This window comes from Rhodococcus sp. MH15 (assembly GCF_019266045.1).
Classification (GTDB): domain Bacteria; phylum Actinomycetota; class Actinomycetes; order Mycobacteriales; family Mycobacteriaceae; genus Rhodococcus_F; species Rhodococcus_F qingshengii.
This window is the reverse complement of record NZ_LPNP01000061.1, coordinates 1,079,545-1,099,832: the sequence shown is the minus strand read 5'-3', so window position 1 is coordinate 1,099,832 and position 20,288 is coordinate 1,079,545. Positions and strand designations below refer to the sequence as shown.

Annotated in this window: 14 protein-coding genes; 6 read left to right on the top strand and 8 right to left on the bottom strand. The window is 63.2% G+C overall.

Annotated elements, in window-relative coordinates; translation table 11 throughout:
* Window positions 1-18: 18 nt before the first annotated feature.
* Window positions 19-4,566: an ATP-dependent helicase gene (locus tag ATN37_RS13085; RefSeq protein ID WP_218695304.1), complete on the bottom strand. Its 4,548-nt coding sequence runs from the start codon at window positions 4,564-4,566 to the stop codon at window positions 19-21.
* 106 nt (window positions 4,567-4,672) lie between these two features.
* Between ATN37_RS13085 and ATN37_RS13080 the strand changes: the two genes are divergently transcribed.
* Window positions 4,673-6,004, top strand: coding sequence for an anaerobic C4-dicarboxylate transporter family protein (locus tag ATN37_RS13080; protein ID WP_003940851.1), 1,332 nt, complete (start codon window positions 4,673-4,675; stop codon window positions 6,002-6,004).
* Between the two features lie 38 nt (window positions 6,005-6,042).
* On the opposite strand, the gene ATN37_RS13075 is transcribed toward ATN37_RS13080, so the two are convergent.
* The 3 genes from ATN37_RS13075 to ATN37_RS13065 form a co-directional block, all read right to left on the bottom strand.
* Window positions 6,043-7,134 (bottom strand): N-formylglutamate amidohydrolase, encoded by a 1,092-nt coding sequence (locus ATN37_RS13075; RefSeq protein ID WP_125050576.1) that lies wholly within the window; start codon window positions 7,132-7,134, stop codon window positions 6,043-6,045.
* Window positions 7,135-7,168: 34 nt separating this feature from the next.
* Window positions 7,169-8,167, bottom strand: a complete 999-nt coding sequence (locus ATN37_RS13070) for an acyl-CoA dehydrogenase family protein (RefSeq protein WP_256933276.1) — start codon at window positions 8,165-8,167, stop codon at window positions 7,169-7,171.
* A gap of 61 nt (window positions 8,168-8,228) precedes the next feature.
* Window positions 8,229-8,792, bottom strand: coding sequence for a helix-turn-helix domain-containing protein (locus ATN37_RS13065; protein WP_007727247.1), 564 nt, complete (start codon window positions 8,790-8,792; stop codon window positions 8,229-8,231).
* 134 nt (window positions 8,793-8,926) lie between these two features.
* On the opposite strand from ATN37_RS13065, the gene ATN37_RS13060 reads away from it, so the two are divergent.
* The 3 genes from ATN37_RS13060 to ATN37_RS13050 are packed head-to-tail and all read left to right on the top strand — an operon-like array spanning window position 8,927 to window position 12,145.
* Window positions 8,927-10,318: a uracil-xanthine permease family protein gene (locus tag ATN37_RS13060; protein ID WP_007727244.1), complete on the top strand. Its 1,392-nt coding sequence runs from the start codon at window positions 8,927-8,929 to the stop codon at window positions 10,316-10,318.
* Window positions 10,299-11,363 (top strand): isopenicillin N synthase family oxygenase, encoded by a 1,065-nt coding sequence (locus ATN37_RS13055; protein WP_065352214.1) that lies wholly within the window; start codon window positions 10,299-10,301, stop codon window positions 11,361-11,363. The genes ATN37_RS13060 and ATN37_RS13055 overlap by 20 nt, the downstream gene beginning before the upstream one ends.
* Window positions 11,360-12,145, top strand: a complete 786-nt coding sequence (locus tag ATN37_RS13050) for an alpha/beta fold hydrolase (RefSeq protein WP_058039073.1) — start codon at window positions 11,360-11,362, stop codon at window positions 12,143-12,145. The genes ATN37_RS13055 and ATN37_RS13050 overlap by 4 nt, the downstream gene beginning before the upstream one ends.
* On the opposite strand, the gene ATN37_RS13045 is transcribed toward ATN37_RS13050, so the two are convergent.
* Window positions 12,096-13,601 carry an aldehyde dehydrogenase family protein gene (locus ATN37_RS13045; protein WP_165638232.1) on the bottom strand — a complete coding sequence of 502 codons (1,506 nt, stop codon included), beginning with the start codon at window positions 13,599-13,601 and terminating at the stop codon, window positions 12,096-12,098. The two genes, ATN37_RS13050 and ATN37_RS13045, sit on opposite strands and share 50 nt — an antisense overlap.
* The gene (locus ATN37_RS13040; RefSeq protein ID WP_165638233.1) at window positions 13,588-14,883 is read right to left on the bottom strand and encodes a VOC family protein; all 1,296 of its coding nucleotides are present in this window, start codon (window positions 14,881-14,883) and stop codon (window positions 13,588-13,590) included. Before ATN37_RS13040 ends, ATN37_RS13045 begins: the two co-directional genes overlap by 14 nt.
* Before the next feature lie 30 nt (window positions 14,884-14,913).
* Here ATN37_RS13040 and ATN37_RS13035 point away from each other — a divergent pair, with 30 nt between their 5' ends.
* Both ATN37_RS13035 and lat read left to right on the top strand, forming a co-directional pair.
* Window positions 14,914-15,378 carry an Lrp/AsnC family transcriptional regulator gene (locus ATN37_RS13035; RefSeq protein ID WP_003940830.1) on the top strand — a complete coding sequence of 155 codons (465 nt, stop codon included), beginning with the start codon at window positions 14,914-14,916 and terminating at the stop codon, window positions 15,376-15,378.
* Between the two features lie 65 nt (window positions 15,379-15,443).
* Window positions 15,444-16,772 carry an L-lysine 6-transaminase gene (gene lat, locus ATN37_RS13030; RefSeq protein WP_047271731.1) on the top strand — a complete coding sequence of 443 codons (1,329 nt, stop codon included), beginning with the start codon at window positions 15,444-15,446 and terminating at the stop codon, window positions 16,770-16,772.
* On the opposite strand, the gene ATN37_RS13025 is transcribed toward lat, so the two are convergent.
* Together ATN37_RS13025 and ATN37_RS13020 are read right to left on the bottom strand one after the other, a co-directional pair.
* Window positions 16,769-19,477, bottom strand: a complete 2,709-nt coding sequence (locus ATN37_RS13025; protein ID WP_218695220.1) for a molybdopterin cofactor-binding domain-containing protein — start codon at window positions 19,475-19,477, stop codon at window positions 16,769-16,771. The genes lat and ATN37_RS13025 overlap by 4 nt on opposite strands.
* Window positions 19,474-20,283 carry an FAD binding domain-containing protein gene (locus ATN37_RS13020; protein WP_218695219.1) on the bottom strand — a complete coding sequence of 270 codons (810 nt, stop codon included), beginning with the start codon at window positions 20,281-20,283 and terminating at the stop codon, window positions 19,474-19,476. The genes ATN37_RS13025 and ATN37_RS13020 overlap by 4 nt, the downstream gene beginning before the upstream one ends.
* Window positions 20,284-20,288: the final 5 nt, after the last annotated feature.

Here is a 20,288-nt window from a genome sequence, read left to right as displayed (position 1 = left end):
TCATCATGACCCCAATCCTCATGACCGCAACCGGAATCCGCGAGGGGTGGCCGCGAAGCCGGCTTCGACCAGGACCGGAGCAAAATCGTTGCCGTGGATGGTCTCTCCGTCGACCTTCTCCACTACCAACTTGTCGATGGCGCGAGAAGTCACCTTCTGAGCAAGTGACAGTGCTGCCAGGCGCAACGTTCCGCCGTCGTCGGTGAATGTCAGGATCGTGCGACCGCCGCGCTCGACGAACAGAACCAACTCACCCTCCACCAGAACTACCAGTGCGCCGGCTTTTCTTCCGGGTCGGTGTCCTGGTGACTCTTCGCCCCTCGACGCCGGCCACGGCAGCGCCGCGCCGTACGGGTTTGCCGGGTCGCACGCCGCGAGAGTGACTGCAGCCGAGGAGGTGTGGCGCCCCTCGATGGAATCACCGAACATCCGCAAGCGGTCCACCACGGGAGGCGTGGAGAATTGAGCGCCGCCCAGGGTGTCCACGAAGTATCCGCGTCGAGCGCGCCCGTTGTCCTCGAACGTGCTCAGTACCTTGTAGATCAACGCGAAACCGCCCGGCACGTTCTCGCTCATCACCGAACCGCGGGTGACGACGCCGTATCGTTCGAGCAGCAGATCAGCCGTGGCGTGCGCCCGGATAGTGGGGTCAGGTTCGATACCTGGCAGCTGGAACCACCGACCGGAGGCAGTTGCCGGTCCCGTGCGCGCGGGCGTGGAAGCGCGGGCCATTCCGCGGTACGGACGGGCCCGCGGAACACGGCGAGGTGATCGGTGACTGGTTGTTGTTCTGGTGGTGTCGGAGAGAAGTGCGCGCAGCGGTGCAACGGTGTCGTTACCGATGTGTCCGAGCCACACCAACTCCCACAGTGCCGTCGTCACCGCACTGTCGACCGTGTCCGCAGCCGACTCCGTAGTTCGCAACGCGTCGACCAACTGGCGGAAGAAGTAGGCACCGCCGCCGGACAGCAGGTCGAGGATGCGCTTCTGCAATTCCAAGACGTCGGTGTCGGCGGGCGAATTGAGCGTGATCGGTGCCAGATCGGCGGGGTGCAGCACTACCCACCCGTCTTTGCCCGAGATAGCTCCCGATCCGGACCACAGGACTTCACCCGTCGACGTGAGTTCGTCCAACATCGCGGGAGAGTAGTCGGCAACTCGGCTCGGCAGGATCAACGATTCGAGAGCGGACGCCGGAATCGGAACGCCGGCAAGTTGATCGACCACCGTTGCAACACCGTCGATTCCTCGCAGCGTGCCGCCCACGTGCTGCCAACTGGGAAGGAATCGTCCGAGCGTCGCGGTGCTGACCGGCTCGACCTCCTGCCGTGCCGCGGCGAGCGAGCGACGCCGCAAGCGACGCAGGACCTCGGCGTCGCACCATTCGCTCCCGGTTGCAGACGGGCGGAATTCACCTTCCAGCACCCGCTTTTCGAGCGCGAGCCGACCGAGAACGTCACGCGCGACTGATACTCCGAGACCGAAGCGTGCAGCCGCGTCGGCGAGAGTGAAGGGACCGTGGGTGCGGGCGTACCGGCTCAGGAGGTCGTCGAGTGGTTGATCGACCGGCTCGATGAACGCGGCCGGAACGCCGATGGGTAGGGGAACGCCGAGTCCATCGCGAAGCCGCGCTGCATCTTCGACGACGGTCCACCAGCTCTCGCCCGCATACGAGACGTGGAGGGCGCGTTTGTCCGTAACCAACTTCTCGAGCCATGAGACCGGGTCCTCGAGACAGCGTTCGGTGACTTCTTCGGTGGTCAGCGGGCCGAGCATGCGGAGGAGGTCGGCAACACCCTCGAGGTCCTTGGCCTTTCGGTCAGGGACGAGCCGTTGCAGTTCACGTTCGGCCTGCTCGATCACTCCGGCGTCGAGGAGCTCGCGTAGTTCGACGCGGCCGAGGAGTTCGGCCAACAGCGTGGAGTCCAAGGACAAAGCGGCGGCGCGTCGCTCGGCGAGGGGGCTGTCGCCCTCGTACATGAACGCACCCACGTAGTTGAACAGGAGCGCACTGGCGAACGGAGACGGAGAGGCCGTCTCCACCTCGACGATTCGAATCTGCCTTTTCTCGATCTTGCCGAACAATTCCTTCAGTGCAGGCAGGTCGTAAACGTCCTGCAAGCACTCGCGTACGGTCTCGAGCAGGATCGGGAAGGTCGGGAACTTGCGGGCGACGTCCAGCAGTTGCGCCGACCGCTGACGCTGCTGCCACAGTGGTGCACGTTTTCCGGGATTGCGGCGGGGGAGAAGCAGTGCGCGGGCGGCACATTCGCGAAATCGGGAAGCGAAGAGCGCGGAGCCGCCCACCTCTTGGGTGACCAGATCTTCGATGTCCTCGACGTCGAAGGTGAACAGTTCGGCGCCGGGAGGTTCGTTCTCGGTGTCGGGGAGTCGGATGATGATGCCGTCGTCGGAGGCCGTCGGGCTGGAATCGACGCCGTATCGTTCCTGCAGGCGCGCCCCGATGGCGAGGGCCCACGGTGCGTGAACCCGTTGGCCGTACGGGGAATGCAGCACCAGACGCCAGTCACCGAGTTCGTCGCGGAAGCGTTCGACCACCAGGGTTCGATCCGACGGCACCTGCCCGGTGGCATTTTTCTGCTCACCGACGAGTTGGATCAGGTTGGTAGTCGCGTTGTGATCGAGCCCGCCCACGCGGCAACGCTCGACGACGTCGGCTTCGTTGCCGAGAGCCGTTTCGCGGACGAACTGCCCCAACGCCTGTCCGAGTTCGGCGGGGCGACCGAGTCCGTCGCCGTGCCAGAAGGGCAAACGACCCGGCATGCCGTAGGCGGGGCTGACCAGAACCCGATCGAAGGTGATCTCCTCGATCCGCCAACTGGTGGCGCCGAGCGCAAAGACGTCGCCGACCCGGGATTCGTAGACCATTTCCTCGTCGAGTTCGCCGACGCGGGACGCTTTCTCGCCAACCATGTAGACGGTGAAGAGGCCGCGGTCGGGGATTGCGCCGCCGGAAGTGACGGCCAAACGCTGCGAACCCGGGCGGCCCGTGAGCGTGTTGGACTCACGATCCCAGACAAGGCGAGGACGTAACTCGGCGAACTCGTCCGAGGGGTACCGCCCCGCCAGCAAGTCCAGAGTCGATTCGTACGCCGAACGGGGAAGCGTTGCAAAGGAACCGCTTCGGCGCACCGTCTCGAACCAGTCGTCGACGTCGATCGGTTCGAGAGCGGTGGCCGCAACAGTTTGCTGAGCGAGGATGTCGAGGGGATTGGCCGGAACGGCCATCGCTTCGATCTTGCCTTCGACCATGCGCTCGACGGTCACCGCGCAATGAATCAGGTCGGTGCGATGCTTGGGGAAGACGACGCCTCGCGATATCTCGCCGACCTGGTGGCCGGCGCGACCGACACGTTGCAGGCCGCTGGCAACAGAAGGCGGTGCCTCCACCTGGATGACCAAGTCGACGGCGCCCATGTCGATTCCGAGTTCGAGACTGCTGGTGGCGACGACGCATCGCAATCGACCCGATTTGAGGTCGTCTTCGATGAGGGCTCGCTGGTCTTTGCTGACCGATCCGTGGTGGGCGCGAGCAAGGAGGGGTTCTGCGCCGTAGTTGACCTCGGTGGGAGCCCCGATCTGCGCGGGCGGGCGAGATGTTTTCTCGACGGCCAGACCGATGCGTTCTGCATGAATCTCGTTGAGCCTGGCTGTCAATCGTTCGGCGAGGCGGCGAGAGTTGGCGAACACGATGGACGATCGGTGGTCGAGAACGAGGTCGACGATCTGTTCCTCGACGTGGGGCCAGATCGAACCGGCTTGCGGGGTGGGAGATTCGGAACCGTCGTCCGGCGTCGCGATCCCCAGTTCGGTCATGTCCTCGACGGGAACACGGACCGTGAGGTCGAATGTCTTGGCGGCAGGCGGTGCCACGATTCGGATCGGTGCCGAACCGGCGAGGAACCGCCCGATCTCCTCGTGCGGACGGACAGTGGCCGACAATCCGATGCGTTGCGCCGGACGCTCGAGCAAGCCGTCCAGGCGTTCCAGTGAGAGCGCAAGGTGCGAGCCACGCTTGGTACCCGCCACCGCGTGAACCTCGTCGACGATCACGGTGTCGACACCGACCAGTGTTTCCCGGGCAGCGGAGGTGAGCATCAGGAACAACGACTCAGGCGTGGTGATCAGGATGTCCGGAGGACGTTTGATCAACGAGCGTCGATCGGCCTGGGACGTATCGCCGGAACGGACACCGACGGTGATCTCGGGCGGGGTGAGGCCCAGACGCTTCGCCGTCTGCGTGATGCCGACCAGCGGCGCGCGAAGGTTCCGCTCGACGTCCACACCCAGCGCTTTGAGCGGCGAAATGTAGAGGACTTTGGTGGCGCGTTCGCCTTCGTCCTTGGCGGCGAGTTGATCGAGCGCCCACAGGAACGCCGACAATGTCTTGCCGGAGCCGGTGGGTGCGACGACAAGAGTGTGAGAGCCACTCGCGATGGATTCCCAGGCACCGAGCTGCGCAGCAGTCGGCGCGCTGAAAGCCCCGCCGAACCACTCGCGTGTGGCGGGCGAGAACCTACCGAGGACGTTGGTCACGACCACCATATTGCCCCTTCCCACCGACAGCGTGTTCGTGCCTGCAGCCGAAGCGCAGAGCATACTATTTGCCCTGTTATAGCGATTCTCTTGTTATCGAGAAGGCGAGTGCCTGATGGAAGCAGTCAAGATTGTCCTCGAGCTGGCGGTAGTGCTCGGGGCGATTGTCATGGGTACCAGATCGAGCGGTGTCGCTCTCGGTCTGTGGGGCGGCGCAGGTGTTGCCGTCCTCGTGTTCGTCTTCGGAGAGGACGTCGGCAGTCCGCCGGTCGACGCTCTCCTCATCGTCCTGTCCGTCGTCCTCGCGTCGTCGATGATGCAGGCGGCCGGTGGTATCGACTGGATGGTCACCATCGCGGCCAAGTTGATCGAATCTCGCCCGAAACAGATCACGCTGATCGCGCCGTTGGTGTCATTCCTGTTCTCGGTCGGTGCCGGCACGTCCAACATCCTCTACCCACTGCTCCCCGTCATCTACGACGTCTCGTACAAGAACGGTGTGCGGCCGTCACGACCGCTGTCGCTGTCAGTTGTCTCGACCGGTGTGGCGCTCGCGTGTAGTCCGGTGTCCGCGGCAATGGCGGCAATGGTCACGCTGACCGACGTGCCGCCCTACGATTTCGAACTCATCGACATCATCAAGATCACCTTCCCGGCCGCTGTTGTCGGCATCGTCCTTTCCTCCATCGCGGTCAACCGACTCGGCAAAGATCTCGACGACGACCCGGAGATACAGGCGAAGATGAAGTCGGGCGAATTGGCCGGACCTGGTGCAGCCTCCAAGACCGAACTCGTCTCGACGAAGACCGGACGAAACGCGGCACTGATCTTCCTCGCCGGCGTCCTGGCTATCGTGATCTTCGGCCTGTTCAAGGGGATTCGTCCCGAAGCTGCCGACGGTACTCCGATGGGGATGACACCGATCATCGAAATGCTGATGTTCGTCGTGGGTACGTTGATCCTGCTGGTGTGCCGCCCGAATGTCGCCGACGTGCCGTCGTCGACGGTGTTCCGTGCCGGTATGGTCTCGGCCATCGCGCTGTTCGGTCTGGCATGGCTGACGGACACGTTCATCAGCGCCCATTCCGAGCTGATCACGAGCACCGTCGGCGACTGGGTCAACGCCGCGCCGTGGATCTTCGCGCTCGGTGTCTTCCTGGTCTGTGTACTGACGACCAGTCAGTCGACCGCTACGAGGACCATCGTGCCGATCGGTCTCGCTGCCGGGATTGCACCCGGTCTGGTGAGCGGAATGTGGGCCGGAGCGTTTGCCGGCGTCTATCTGTTGCCGACAAACGGTTCGCAGATCGCGGCTGCGAACTTCGACCTCTCGGGCAGCACGAAGCTCGGTTCCAAGCTCGTCGACCACTCGTTCTTCCTGCCGACCATCATCTTGGCCGTCACGACGATTGCGGCCGGCGCGTTGTTCGGAGTGGTGCTCGGTTGAGTATTGCGACTGAGTCAGCCCTGAGTGACAGCGCTGAGTCAGCTGTTGCGGTAGTGGTCCCAGCTCGCCTTGCACGCGTGGGCGAGCTGGTCCACCCGTTCGGCGTCGGGTGTAGGCCAGTCGACGCCGGGTTCCATGATGTAGGCGGCCAGTTCGTCTCCCAGTAGGAATTCTCGTTTGAATTCGGCCTGAACCGCGCTCAACGTGATCCCGGCTTCGGCGGCGCGGGCGCTCAATTCGGCGAATCTGGCTCCGGCTCGAATGATTTCGAAACTGCCGAGGTACGGCTGATTGAGAGCGACGGCATCCGGATCGTCGACCTGAAATCCCTTGCGATGTGAGATCGCAAGTGTGCGAATGAGCTCCGGATCCATCGTCACGGGATTGTCGCCGCGTCGATTGCCGTCGTGGTCGCCACGATTGGAGAGCGCGACGACGTCGGGGAGCCGATCTGCTTCCGGCCGTTCGACATTGACGGCGCCGTCCTGCCGGGTGGTGTGGTTCATCGTGTCGTGGAACGACAAGGTCGTGAACGATCGACCGAGTTCGAAGCTCTTCGCCACCATGGCTTCGATCAGTGCGTCGCGAGTTCTCTCGTAGACGCCCAAACCGTGTTCAGCTGTCTCGGTGAAGGTCTCGGCGAGGTCCTTCCAACCCGCGTCGTCGGTCGGCTCGAGCAGCAGGGGGTAGAACGAGAAGGTGACAGGGCGAACTGCGTCGACGCCGGTGAGGTCTGCTTTGTTGCCTGCACCGGCCTTGTGGACGCGGGCGAATGCTTCGCGCAGTGACGCTTCCAGGTTTTCGGGCTTCGCACGGTTGGGATCGCGAATCATGCGAGGGTGCGGATTCTCCACGTATACGATGCGCGAATCGATTTCGGCCCAACGGCGCACGATGGGACTGGTGGACATGTCGGTGAAGTCGAATTGCAGCCGCTGTGTGAACTCGGGTGCGAGAAAACGTGAGAGTTCTGCTGGAATCGCGGAACCCGAGTGTGGGCAACTGACAAGAAGGTCGGCTTCGGCGATGGCGTCGTCGAGACTGCGGGAGTCGCGATCGGCATAGAACGTCAGGTCCTCCGGCGTGAACACGGTTCCGGCCGGGATGAGTACTGGTTCTCCACTGGTCATGAGCCCCAGCGTAATCGAGTACAACCGTGCGTACTCAGTATCCGCTGAGTCGTTCCACGAGAGCTGTTTTGATCTCCGGGCGACCAGCCGCGACAAGAGTGAAGGTGGCTTCACGCATGAGCCGCTCGGGGGTGTTGCTGCCGACCAGAGCGCGGCTTCCGGTCGCAGTCACGAGTGCGGCCGACGCGCGTATCGCAAGTTCCGACGCTCGGGCGCGGGCGGCCGACATGTCGCCGCCGCCGCGCAGTGCTGCATCGAGATCGGCGCGCGCCCGGGTGGCTTGTTCCTTGAACGCGTCGGTGTCGACTCCCAGATCCGCGAGTTCGGTGACAGCGCGGCGGGTGGTGCCCATGGCCATCGCGCCGTTGAGCCACAAGCCGGGGAGCTGGGTGCTCTGGAATTGTTCGTCGCTGACGACAGCACAGACGTCGGTATCGGGAATTTCGAAAGCGTCGAACACGATTCGGACGGTGTTGCTCCCGCGCGCCGCGATCAGTGGAAGCTCCTCGATCGTCAGACCCGGGGCCTCGCCTACCGGTACGACGGAATGAACGATGGAATTGTCGAACTCGTCGCGCGCCGACACCAAGAGAACATCGACGATGCCCCAACCGGTGACGAAGGGTGCGATCCCGTCGAGGACGTAGCCGTCGTTCACCCGCTTCGCCCACAGGAGCGGTGGGCGGGGGATGGCGCCGGCATAGGCAACCCCACCGCGAATCGTGCCGGAAACCAGACCGTCCCAGTATTGTTCGCGCAGAGGTGCATTGGGACTCGCCGCCAGGGCTCCGACGACGCCGTGATGCTGCATCCAGGTGAACGTCGTCGCGAGGCAACCGCCGCACAAGGTTTCGAGGACCTCGACCAGTTCTTCGCTGCTGGGGCCACCCTCACCGAGGGCGGCGATGCCGTAGAAGCCGTCGGCGGCGAGCGCGTCGAAATGGCTGCTGGGGATTTCTCCGTCGGCGTCGACGCTGTCGGCGACGGGAAACAGAACGGTATCGGCGATTTCGCGCGCAAGTTCCGGCCACATGGTCACGCTGTCAGGGTAAGCCGTGAGCCGGTGGTTGTGGTGTGGAACTACAGCCGCGCATCTAGAACGAGGGCGGCGAACTCACGATGAGGAACCTCGCGACCGCATCGGTGCGATTGAACCACCGGTGCGGGATGGTCGAGGTGTAGAGGAGGGTGTCGCCAACGTGAAGAACGTGATGCTCGTCCAGTCCCACCTCGACCTCGACAGATCCTTCGAGAACATGAATGAACTCTTCGCCGGCGTGCTCGGTGTGCTCACCTGCCTCGGAATGAGGTGCTGCCGTGATCTCGTTGGGTTCCATGGTCCGTGAGCCGGTGGAGCAGAATCGAATCACCGAATCGTGTGCCAGTTCGAAGGTTCGCCCCTCGCCGGCGCGGACGAGGCTGGACGGAGTTCGCTCACCCTGTGCCAAGAGTGCGTGCGCCGTGGTGCCGAGCGATTGCGCGAGGCGATGAAGGTTCATGACACTGGGTACTGCGTGGCCGTTTTCGGTCTGGCTCAGGAAGGGCTGCGACAAGCCCGACTTCACGGCAACCTCGCGCAACGTCAGTCCGGCTTCTTTTCGCGCCGTCCGCACGGCAGCCCCGATTGCGGTCGCTATCGCCTTCTGGTCGTCGTCCATGTGCCGAAGATAGCAGTGCTCTGGTGAAAGTTTTGATTACACAGACGAAACAAATTCGACCACGGTAAGAAATTATCGACGTGCTGAATAGTCCCGTACACGAAACACTTCCAGCTTCGGACGGAGATCGGCGCATGGCCATCCATCCTGTCGACCAGCGGCTCCCATTTGCCCGCCAGTCTGCTTTTGCTCTTCAGCACGTCCTCATCATGTACACCGGCTGCATCACGGTCCCGCTGGTTTTCGGTGCCGCCGTAGGGCTGGACCGCAGCACAGTCGCGATGCTGATCAGCGCGGACTTGCTCGTTGCAGGCATCATCACGATCATTCAGAGCCTGGGCGTCGGGAAGGTCGCCGGTGTCCGGCTGCCGATCGTCTGCGGGGCGACCTTCGCCGGGCTGACGCCGATGATTCTGATCGCCAAGGAGTACGGCCTGCAGGCGGTGTACGGGTCCATGCTGGTCGGTGGCGTAGTCGGCATTGCCTTGGCCGTGCCGTTCGCCAAGATCGTCCGATACTTCCCACCCCTGGTTACCGGCGTCGTCCTCACAGTCATCGGCATCTCGTTGATCGGTGTCGCAGGAGGACTGATCGTCGGAAACGACCCCACCTCCCCGTCGTTCGCCGACCCGAAGAATCTGGCGCTGGCTGCCGCAGTCGTTGTGGTCGCGGTGGCCTTCATCTGCCTCGGCCGCGGGATGTGGACGCAGCTTGGTGTACTGATGGCGCTGGTGATCGGCACCGTGATCGCCATCCCGATGGGCCTGATCGATCTGAGTGGCGTCGGCGGCTCGGCCTGGGTGGGCTTCCCGATGCCGTTCCACTTCGGCGCTCCGGAGTTTCCCGTCACCGCCGTGGTGGCGATGAGTATCGTCATGGCAGTCGTCTTCGCAGAATCGACGGCGAGCATGCTGGCGGTCAGCGAGATCACCGGAAAGCCTTTGAAGAAAGCAGATCTCGCACGAGGGCTGGTGGCCGACGGGATGTCGGGAGTTCTGGGCGGAATCTTCAATGCCTTTGTCGACACCGTTTTCTCGCAGAATGTCGGCGCCGTTGCCACGACCCGGGTGTACAGCCGGTACGTGACCGCTACCAGCGGTGCCATTCTGATCGTCCTCGGCCTCATCCCGCGAATGGGTGAAGTGGTTGCAGCCCTGCCTGATCCGGTGGTCGGCGGCGTCGGAATCATCTTGTTCTCCACTGTCGCCGTGGTCGGAATCAACACGCTGCGCAAGGTCGATCTCAGCGACCCGATCAACACCACGATCGCCGCTGTATCGGTGGGGATCGGTATTCTTCCGGAATTTGCGGAAGGGATGTTCGAGCGATTCCCCTCCTCGGCTCAGATCCTCCTCGGTAGCGGCATCACCTTGGCTGCGGCCTCGGCCTTTTCGCTCAATCTGCTGTTCAATCACACCCGACTCGGTGAACTCGCGAGGCGATCGCGAGAGAGCCTCCATGCCACTGCAAAATCTGAACCCGCCACCAGCTCTGCAGGAGACGCCAGTGTCACAGTCCCAGTCTGATCCCTTCGAAGTGCCCGTCGTCGACATCTCGCCTTACGTGCTCGGTGGTGCCGACCAGGACAAGGCGCGAGTGGCTGCCGAAGTCGACCATGCTTGTCGGACTGTAGGTTTCATGCAGATTCGGGGCCACGGTGTTCCGGCCGCTGTTTCTTCCGGCCTCGCCGAAGCGATGGACGACTTCTTCGGGCTGCCGATGGAGACGAAGTCGGGCTACCGAATCGAGGGCGCGAATCGTGGGTACAGCCCGCCCAAGAGTGAGTCGCTGAGCCTGAGCCTCGGCGTCGAATCCGCGACCAGAATGAACGACTTTTTCGAGGCCTTCAACGTCGGAACCGAAGCCCGATCATTCACCGAACTCGAACTGTCGGAGGACGATTACGGAATCAACCTGTGGCCCGCAGTGTCTGGTTTCACGGCGCGGGTGGAGAATTACTACGCCCATGGCGAGCGGGTGGCACGCACACTGACCACCATTTTCGAAGACGCGCTCGGGCTGACCCCAGGATTCTTCGAGTCGATCACCGACCACTCCATCGACGTACTGCGGATGAACAACTACGCGTTACCCGAAGGGACGGTGACGTTGGACGGTGAGTTGAAGGGGATGGGCGAACATACCGATTTCGGGCTGGTCACCGTGCTGTGGGCGGATCAGGTCGAAGGTTTGCAAGTACTCGGGAGCGACCGACGCTGGCACGATGTCTGGCCGCACGACGGCGCGCTACTGGTCAACCTCGGGGATCTCACCGCGCGACTGACCAACGACAGGTGGATGTCCACGCTGCACCGAGTCGCGCCTCCGGTGGTGAACGGCACCATCAAGCGCCGGCGATCGGCGGCCTTCTTCCATGACGGAAACGTCGACGCGGTGATTGCGACCTTGCCGAGTTTTCAGGACGACTCCGGCTTGGAGTACGAACCCATTACCGTTCGCGATCACATCAAGGCCAAATTGGCCGGGTCGAGGCAGGGGAAGTCCAACGCCGCCGCAGGTCGTGAGGCGGCTCGGGTACTTTCGGCTGCAGAGCTCGAGGTCAAGCAGTGAGTGCACGGAACATCGTCCTGATCCACGGAGCGTGGGCCGGCGGGTGGGTCTGGGATCGTGTGTGTGGCCCACTGAAATCGGCCGGCTTCAATCCCGTTGTGGTGGAGCTTCCCGGCTCGGGAAGTTGGAACCCAGACGACGTGATCGATCTCGATGTCGTTGCCGAACATGTTGTGGCAGTTGTCGAGTCCTTGGACGGACAGTGCGCCCTCGTCGGTCACTCCGGCGGTGGCATCGTGGCCTCACAGGTGGCTGAGTTGCTGCCTTCGCGGGTAACGGGTCTTGTGTACGTCGCAGGGATGATGCTTCCATCGCAGACGGACTTCGGGATGCTCTGCATCGAACTCGGTCTGGAAAGTCCGGTCGGGATCTCACGTTGGTTGGTCCCCGCCGACGACGGGGATGCGACGGCTGTTCCGCCCGAAGCCGGTGCCGCTGTGTTCTTCCACGAAGCGCCGGTGGCTGATGCGATCTTCGCCGCGCGCATGCTCGTTCCACAACTGGAGTCAGCCCGCCTGATGGCACCGGTCTGGACGGAAGAGCGATTCGGAACCGTGCCGAGGTTGTATGTCGAATGCACGCTGGATCGAACCGTGCCGATCGAGGCTCAACGCGCCATGCAGAGACTTGTCCCCGGTGCCCAGGTGGTCAGCCTGGGCACCGACCATGCACCGCAGTTGTCGGCGCTCCCGGAGTTGATCGACGCGATCACCGATTTCGCCCGGCAGGTGTTCAGCCGAACTCGACCCCTTGAGCCAGCGGAAGCTGGTCCGAGTAATTGACGGTATTGGTGGCTCGGCGCATGTATGCCTTCCACGAATCCGAACCCGATTCGCGTCCGCCGCCAGTCTCCTTCTCCCCGCCGAATGCGCCGCCGATCTCCGCACCGGACGTTCCGATGTTCACGTTCGCGATGCCGCAATCGGAGCCGTCGGCGGCGAGGAAGCGCTCTGCTTCTCGCTGATCGAGTGTGAAGATCGAGGACGAAAGCCCTTGAGGCACGCCGTTGTGCAGCGCAATGGCGTCGTCGAAGTCGGTGTATGTCAAGACGTAGAGGATGGGTGCAAAAGTCTCCGCCCGCACCACCTCGGTCTGTGCGGGCATACGAACGAGAGCGGGCGTCACGTAGAACCCGGAATCGCCGACGCGGTCGCCGCCGCACACCACGGTGCCGCCGTCGGCGCGCGCGGCCGAGAGGGACTTCTGCATCGCTTCGAATGCAGCCTCGTTGATCAGCGGCCCGACCAGAACACCGGAATCGAAGGGGCTACCGACCTGGAGTTGCGCGTACGCGGACGCAACGCGGTCGACGACGTTGTCGGCGATCGACTCGTGAACGATGAGCCGGCGCAGTGAGGTGCACCGCTGCCCCGCAGTTCCGGCGGCGGAGAACACGATTCCGCGTACGGCAAGCTCGAGATCCGCCGACGGCGTGACGACTGCGGCGTTGTTTCCACCCAGCTCCAGGAGACTTCGTCCGAAGCGCTCGGCGACCCGCGGAGCCACGGCGCGGCCCATCCTCACGGAACCGGTGGCGCTGACCAAGGCCACGAGTGGGTTGTCCACGAGAGCCTCACCGACGCCACGTCCGCCGACGACCAACTGGTGAACGTCGATCGGTGCATCACAGTCGGCGAGGGCGCGTCGGAGGAGGGCGTCACATGCCAGTGCAGTCAGCGGCGTGGTTTCCGAAGGCTTCCAGACGACGGCGTCGCCGCACACGAGAGCGATGGCGGTATTCCACGACCACACCGCGACGGGAAAGTTGAACGCGGAGATGACCCCGACAACGCCGAGAGGGTGCCACGTTTCCGTCAACCGGTGTCCGGGACGCTCGGACGGCATGGTGTGTCCGTAGAGCTGCCGGGAGAGACCGACGGCGAACTCGCAGATGTCGATCATCTCCTGTACCTCGCCGAGAGCCTCCGAGGTGACCTTCCCGGCCTCCAACGTCACGATTTCCGCGAGGTCATCCTTGTGCTCGGTCAGTAAGCTGCCCAGCCGGCGTACGACCGCGCCGCGCGCCGGAGCGGGAACGGTTCGCCAGGTGAGGAACGCACGATGAGCCGCCTCGACGGCGTCGTCGACCTCTCGGCCGGAGTGCTGCCGAACGGTACGCAGTTGTGTACCGGTGATGGGGGTTCGTGCGCTCAGGTCGCCGGCGGGCCACTCGACACCGCACGCGGCAAGGGCGCTTTCGGCGCGATCGGCGAGGCTCGAAGAATCAGGCAGGTTCACTGGGGAGTCCTCTGTTGTTGTGGGCGGGAGGCAGCACCGCACGTGACGCCTCTTGTTGTGCGCGGTACAGCTCGAACGGATCTTCGATGGTGCGGTCGACGGCACCCTCCAATCGATCCTGCCCGTATTCGGCGCCGGGCGCATCGGAAACGAATCCGGTCACGGAATCGAGATTGGATGCGAAGATCCCGGCCGCGGAGGCAGGTAGGAAGTCCTCGTAGACGATCGGGTCGCGGACGACAACAGTTCCTTCGGTTCGGAACGTGAAGTACGCCAACCCCGCGGCATCGAGTTCGCTTTCGGAGTGCGGAAATTCGCTGTCCCAATCGGCGTCCTCGGGCGTGGCGATCAGTCGGTCGTAGATCGCTCGCCCGCTGCGGGTCAACGCGATTCCGCGTGCCTCCACCTCGCCGAATCTGACGCGGACGGGCTCAGTGGTGACCGATCCGTCGTGCTGACGGAAGAGTCTGTCTTCGGCCAATGCACGAAACGACGTCTGCCGCAGAAGTAGTGGTGGTCCGCTCCATCTCGGCGGGCCTTGGATGCGGTCGATCATGGTGATACCGCGCTCGGTCATGCGGCGGTACAACTCGTCGATGTCGAGCACTCGCGGGGTGAGGTGATTGACGTGGGTCGAGCCCTGCCCCGCAATGTCTGCAGCGACAGGCGAGATTGCGGCGAGTTCGCGGTACCAGCCCGCGTCGATGGGATCGGTGCCGAGCCGAAACGCCGAGGTCGCTGCATCGACGAACTGTGTCGCCTCGGGTTCCGTCAGGCCGCCCTCGCGACTCGATTGCCGTGCCCACTGCAGAAGTTCGGGAGAGAACAGGGTCCGGCGACGCAGGAACCTGGTGATCCGACGCTCGAGGTCGGTGTCGAAGAACCTGGAATCGGAACTGGTCAGCACCGAGGTGAAAACGCGGAACGGGTTCCGGGCGAGTTCGGCGGGATCGGTGGGGCGAAATGCCGTCGAGACAACGGGAATGGGGGAGTCGGTGAGCCGGAGGTCGTAATAGCCGACCGGAAACATACCGAATCCGCCGAAGACGGTGGCTACGTCACGTAGTTCGTCGAGAGTCCCCAGTCTGATGGCGCCGTGACGCTCGGTGCTGACTCTCGCCAGGCTGCCCAGGCGCTCCGCAGAATCCGGATGTTCGGCGGCAAAATCACGGTTCACCTGCATCGTTACATCTACCAAGGTGTTGTAAGCGGGGACCTCGTCGCCATACATCTTGGCGAGGGCCGCTGCGAACCGTGCACGTAGCTCCCAGGTTTCAACCATACGAATGTCCGATTGCGTTAGCCTGCGCAGGTGCGAGAAACAGAAACCAGTGACGTTGCCGGTGTTCCGGTCGACGAAACCGATCGACTTTTGATGCGTGAATTGGTCTTGGACGGCCGTGCCACTCTCGCGAGTCTTGCTGAGAAGGCTGGACTCTCGATCTCCGCAGTCCAATCGCGAGTGCGTCGTTTGGAATCTCGCAAGGTGATCCGTGGGTACTCCGCGAAGATCGATCCGGAGGCACTCGGTCACAATCTGTCCGCATTTGTCGCCATCACTCCTCTCGATCCCTCGCAGCCCGACGATGCGCCTGCCCGCTTGCGTCATCTGCCGGCGGTCGTCTCGTGCCACTCGGTAGCCGGGAGCGAAAGCTACGTCCTCCTGGTCCGGGTGGCGTCACCTCGGGCGTTGGAGCGATTGCTGCAGGAGATCCGTACGGCAGCCAACGTCAACACACGAAGCACCATCATCCTACAAACTTTTTACGACGAATGACGCTTGTTCAATAACTTTTACGGTCCTCTATCGACACTCCCGGAAAATTGACATAGCCTTCGCGTATGAGTACTGCGATGCGAGACTTCGGTGACAGTGCGCTCTTTCCGGTCTACGACGTGTTGAAGGCCAGCATCCTCGTCGACGGATTCGATCTGATTCTCGACGTCGAAGGGTCGCGGGGTTCCTATCTCCGTGACCTGCGAGACGGAACCGAGTATCTGGACATGTTCGGTTTCTTCGGCTCTTCGGCCCTGGGTATGAATCACCCTGCGATCGCAGGCGACGAGGAGTTTCAACAGGAGTTGGCTGTCGTGGCCTCCAACAAGCCGAGTAACTCCGACATCTACACCGAACCCATGGCGCGCTTCGTTGCGGCTTTCGCTCGGGTACTGGGGGATTCGGCACTCCCACACTTGTTCTTCGTCGACGGCGGAGCCCTGGCGGTGGAAAATGCACTCAAGGTTGCCTTCGACTGGAAGAGTCGGTGGAACGAAAGCCGCGGGTTGTCAGCAGATCTGGGGACAAAGGTCCTGCACCTGACCGAGGCTTTTCACGGCCGCAGTGGTTACACGATGTCGCTCACCAACACCGAACCGGGCAAGGTCGCGCGATTCCCCAAGTTCGACTGGCCACGTATCGACTCGCCGTACCTGGCAGACGGCCGCGATGTCGAAGCTGCGGAGAGGCAAGCTCTCGATCAAGCGCGCCGAGCTTTCGCCGACAACCCCGACGACATTGCCTGTTTCATCGCCGAGCCGATCCAGGGCGAGGGCGGCGACCATCACCTCAGGCCGGAATTTCTGCAGGCGATGCAGGAGTTGTGCCACGAAAACGACGCCCTCTTCATTCTCGACGAAGTACAGACCGGTTGCGGAATCACCGGAACTGCCTGGGCCTACCAACAATTGGGTCTGAGTCCGGATGTGGTGGCGTTCGGCAAGAAAACGCAGGTGTGCGGAATCATGGCCGGCGGGCGCGTGGATGAAGTGCATGACAACGTGTTTCACGTCAGTTCTCGGATCAATTCGACGTGGGGTGGCAACCTCACCGACATGGTTCGTGCCCGGCGGATACTCGAAGTCGTCGAGCAGGACCGACTGATCGACCGCGTGCGATTCACGGGTGCGCATCTCCTTGCCCGGTTGACCGAAGTCTGCGGGCGGTACGCGGCGGCAACCGAGCCGCGAGGTCGTGGCCTCATGTGCGCGATCACTCTGGAAGACAGTGACCTTCGCGATCGCGTCGTACAGCGACTGCGTGAAGACGAGCACGTGATGATACTGCCCACCGGGAAGAGGGGAATCAGATTCCGGCCCGCGCTGACGGTGACCACCAGTGAGCTGGACGACGCGGTCGACGCGGTCGAGCGCGTGCTCGCACGCGAGACCTAGGGCCTCTGTAGCTGTTCCCACACTCGATCCGGTGTCATCGGTGTGGAGTACATACGCACTCCACACGCGTTGGCAATCGCGTTTGCCAACGCCGGTGCTACAGGATTGAAGGGGGCCTCACTCATCGATTTCGCGCCGAAAGGCCCGAGCTTGTCGTACGTGTCGGCAAACAGTACTTCGGTGATCGGTAGATCCCCGATCTGGGGAACGTGATAATTGCGCAACTGCGGATTGATCACCCGACCTTCTTCGATGACGATCTCCTCCGACAGCGCAGCGCCGAGCGCTTGTCCCACACCGCCTTCCACCTGCCCTCGCAGTTGTGCCGGGTTCATGACGGTGCCGGCATCGGCGGCCTGAACCGACTGCAGGATCTTCACCCGGCCGGTGTTCGTGTCGACGGCAACGCGAAAACCGTGAACGTTGAACGAGACCGAGCGCGGTGTACCGTCGTGGCGACCGTCAGCGGCGAGCGGGCCACCTTCGAGTAGCGTCGCGAAATCGAGGCAACCGTGGGATGTTTCGACACCGTCCGGCGAAAGGTCGTCGATCTGCGCGCCGCGACCGCTCGATCGCACCGCACGGGTCAGTATCCGCTCGCGAAGGCGCTCGCAGGCGATCAGGAGCGCCTTTCCGGCGACCACCGTTCCCGTCGACCCGAACGCTCCGGTGTCGTATCCGCCGGCATCGGTGTCGGATTGAACAATCGTGATGCGATCGACTGTCGTCCGCAATTCGGTGGCCGCGATCTGTTGGTGAATCGTAGTGGTTCCGTTGCCGAACTCAGCGGTGCCGATGTTCACGACGTACCGACCGTCGGCCTCGAGCGCGACGGTGGTGTCGGAGAAGTGACCACGCGGCGGGATCGTCGCGATCATGGCAATTGCCATGCCCCGACCGATCCGCCAACGCGACCCAGTCGGTGCAGCCTCTCCGCGTCCGCTTGACAGTGCACTGTCGACGAGGTCGATGCACTGGTCCAGCCCGTAGCTGCCGAACTCGAGATCACCGTCCTCGACGTGCCAGTCGACAAAATCGTCTCCGGGAACGACGACGTTGCGCCGCCGAAACTCGAAGGGGTCCATGCCGAGACGATCCGCGAGCTGATCCATGGCCGACTCGACGGCGAAGATGATCTGGCCGAGCCCGTAACCACGAAAGGCCCCGGAGGGAACGTTGTTCGTGTAGACCGCTTCGGCGTCGACGCGTTTGGTCGCAGCGCGATAGACCGCCATGGATTCGGCGCAACCATGGAACATGACTCCGATCGAATGGTTCCCGTACGCCCCCGCGTCGGAAAGGACGTCGATAGCGAGCGCAGTGAGAGTTCCGTCGGCGTCGGCGCCCGCACGCACCGATACTCGCATCGGATGCCGTGACGGTGCGATGGTGAACTGATCGATGCGGCTGAACTCGTAGGCTACGGGCTTGCCGGTCTTCAAGACGGCCAGTGCGACCAAATCCTCGGTGAGTAGTTCCTGCTTCCCGCCGAAACCCCCGCCTACCCGTTTTGCGAACACCCGGATTCGGCTGCGATCGAGATCGAAGATGTGGGCCAATTCGTCCCGAACCAGAAACGGCACCTGTGTGCTGCTTCTGATGACGAGACGGCCCTCCTCGTCGAGCCACCCCACTGCGCCGTGAGTTTCCAAGGCCACGTGCTGGACTCGCGCAGTTTTCCACGTACCTTCGACGACTGCAGTCGCATCCGCGAGCGCACGGTCCAGATCGCCGACGCCATCGTGAAGCGCGGCAACCACGTTGCGAGGGGCCTCGGCGATCCGCGAGCTCTCGTCCTTGTCGCCGTGCAGGAGTGGAGCGCCGGGGGAACGCGCCAGATCTGGTTCGAATACCGCGTCGCGTACCTCGTAGTCGACTTCGATCAGCGAGAGTGCACGTTCCGCCTGCGTCGGGGATTCGGCGATGACCGCGGCTACGCGCTGGCCGCGGAAACGGAGGGTGCTGTCGAACACGCGCGTGTCGTCCGGATCGTCGTTGCGGTCCTCGTGCCGGGCGGTCGAGAATAGCACGTCCGGACTGTCATGAAAAGTGAGGACCGCAGCGACGCCCGGCGCCGCTTCGGCTGCTGCCGTGTCTATCCGCGTTATGTGTGCGTGTGCGTGCGGACTGCCGAGTACTGCGACGTGAAGCAGGTCGACCGGCTTCTCACCCGGGGAGAAGTCCATGGTGTACTGCTCGGTTCCCGTGACGATGCGCGCGGACGCCGGTGCTGCGATCGAACGCCCCTGAGCCCCGCCTATTTTGGCAGTCTCCGTATTGGATGTACCGGCGAGAGCGTCACGAATGGACCGATAACCGGTGCAGCGGCACAGGTTACCTTTCATCGAGCACGCGAGATCGGATTTTTGCTCGACCGACAACGCTGATGCGGTGACTACCATTCCCGCTGTACAGAAACCGCATTGGAATCCGCCCGCGTCCACGAATGCCTGTTGAATGGGGTGAAGTTTCTCCGGTGTTCCGAGACCGGAGGCGGTGACGACGTCGCGGCCGTCGATGCGATGGGCGGGAAATATGCACGAATGGGTGGGGTGTCCGTCGACCAGCACCGAGCAGGCGCCGCAGTCCCCGGCATCGCACCCCTTCTTGACGGAGTTCGCTCCGTGCTCGCGGAGGAAAGTTCGCAGGCACTGTCCTGGGCGGGGCTGGTCGTCGCGCGGAACTCCGTCCACCGAGTACTTCATTCCAGTTCACCTCGGATTTCTTCGGCAAGAAGCTCGGTCATCGCCTTCCGCCACGGCGCAGTTCCATGAACATCGGTGAAGTAGGCGTCTTCCGGAATCCTGCTGCGCAACGCATCCGCAAGTGCTGTGGCGTCGGGGAGTTCGTCGAATTTCAGAGCGTACGGACGGCGGGTCGCGGCGGTGATCGCCAGCGTGAAACCGTCGGCGCCGCAGCGTCCGGCCACGGCTACGGCCGATCGCCCGAGTGACGTCTGAGCCAGCTTTCGCATCGCGGTACGTGCAGTCAATGCATGCATGGGAATCCGGATACTGCGGATGATCTCGCCGGACCTGAGTACGTTTCGAGAATCGTCGATAACGAAATCGACTACGGGGAACGAGTATTCGGTACCGTCCGGACGCCAGATCGTCAGTTCGGCATCGAGAGCGGTACACAGAGTCGTCATCGCTCCGGCCGGGAAGGAGAGCGCGATGTTGCCGCCGACTGTCGCGTATCGCAACACCTTCCACGATGCGAGTAGTGCGTCAGCGCAGTGTTGGAACAGCGCTGCGGCGCGCCAGGATGCGGGAAGTTCGGCGCGGCACAGTTCCTCGATGGTGCAGGTGGCCGCGATCTCGAGACCGAGATCGCCGACCGCCACAGCTTCCCAGTCGAAGCCCGCAAGGTCGACAAGGGTGGTCAGGTGCGGCTGCGGTTCCGAGTACAGCCAGGTGCCGCCACCGATGAACCCGATGCCGGGTGACGCACAGGGGAGTTCGGCGCGGGTCCGCGGCACCAGAACTTCGTCGACGCTGTGCAGGTCCATCGCGA

Excerpts from the sequence above, each read along its gene's own strand:
- ATN37_RS13085 (WP_218695304.1), bottom strand. The coding sequence starts at position 4,566 with ATGGTGGTCGTGACCAACGTCCTCGGTAGGTTCTCGCCCGCCACACGC.
- ATN37_RS13040 (WP_165638233.1), bottom strand. The coding sequence starts at position 14,883 with ATGGTTGAAACCTGGGAGCTACGTGCACGGTTCGCAGCGGCCCTCGCC.
- ATN37_RS13080 (WP_003940851.1), top strand. The coding sequence starts at position 4,673 with ATGGAAGCAGTCAAGATTGTCCTCGAGCTGGCGGTAGTGCTCGGGGCG.
- ATN37_RS13025 (WP_218695220.1), bottom strand. The coding sequence starts at position 19,477 with ATGAAGTACTCGGTGGACGGAGTTCCGCGCGACGACCAGCCCCGCCCA.
- ATN37_RS13065 (WP_007727247.1), bottom strand. The coding sequence starts at position 8,792 with ATGGACGACGACCAGAAGGCGATAGCGACCGCAATCGGGGCTGCCGTG.
- ATN37_RS13060 (WP_007727244.1), top strand. The coding sequence starts at position 8,927 with ATGGCCATCCATCCTGTCGACCAGCGGCTCCCATTTGCCCGCCAGTCT.
- ATN37_RS13020 (WP_218695219.1), bottom strand. The coding sequence starts at position 20,283 with ATGGACCTGCACAGCGTCGACGAAGTTCTGGTGCCGCGGACCCGCGCC.
- lat (WP_047271731.1), top strand. The coding sequence starts at position 15,444 with ATGAGTACTGCGATGCGAGACTTCGGTGACAGTGCGCTCTTTCCGGTC.
- ATN37_RS13070 (WP_256933276.1), bottom strand. The coding sequence starts at position 8,167 with ATGTGGCCGGAACTTGCGCGCGAAATCGCCGATACCGTTCTGTTTCCC.
- ATN37_RS13075 (WP_125050576.1), bottom strand. The coding sequence starts at position 7,134 with ATGACCAGTGGAGAACCAGTACTCATCCCGGCCGGAACCGTGTTCACG.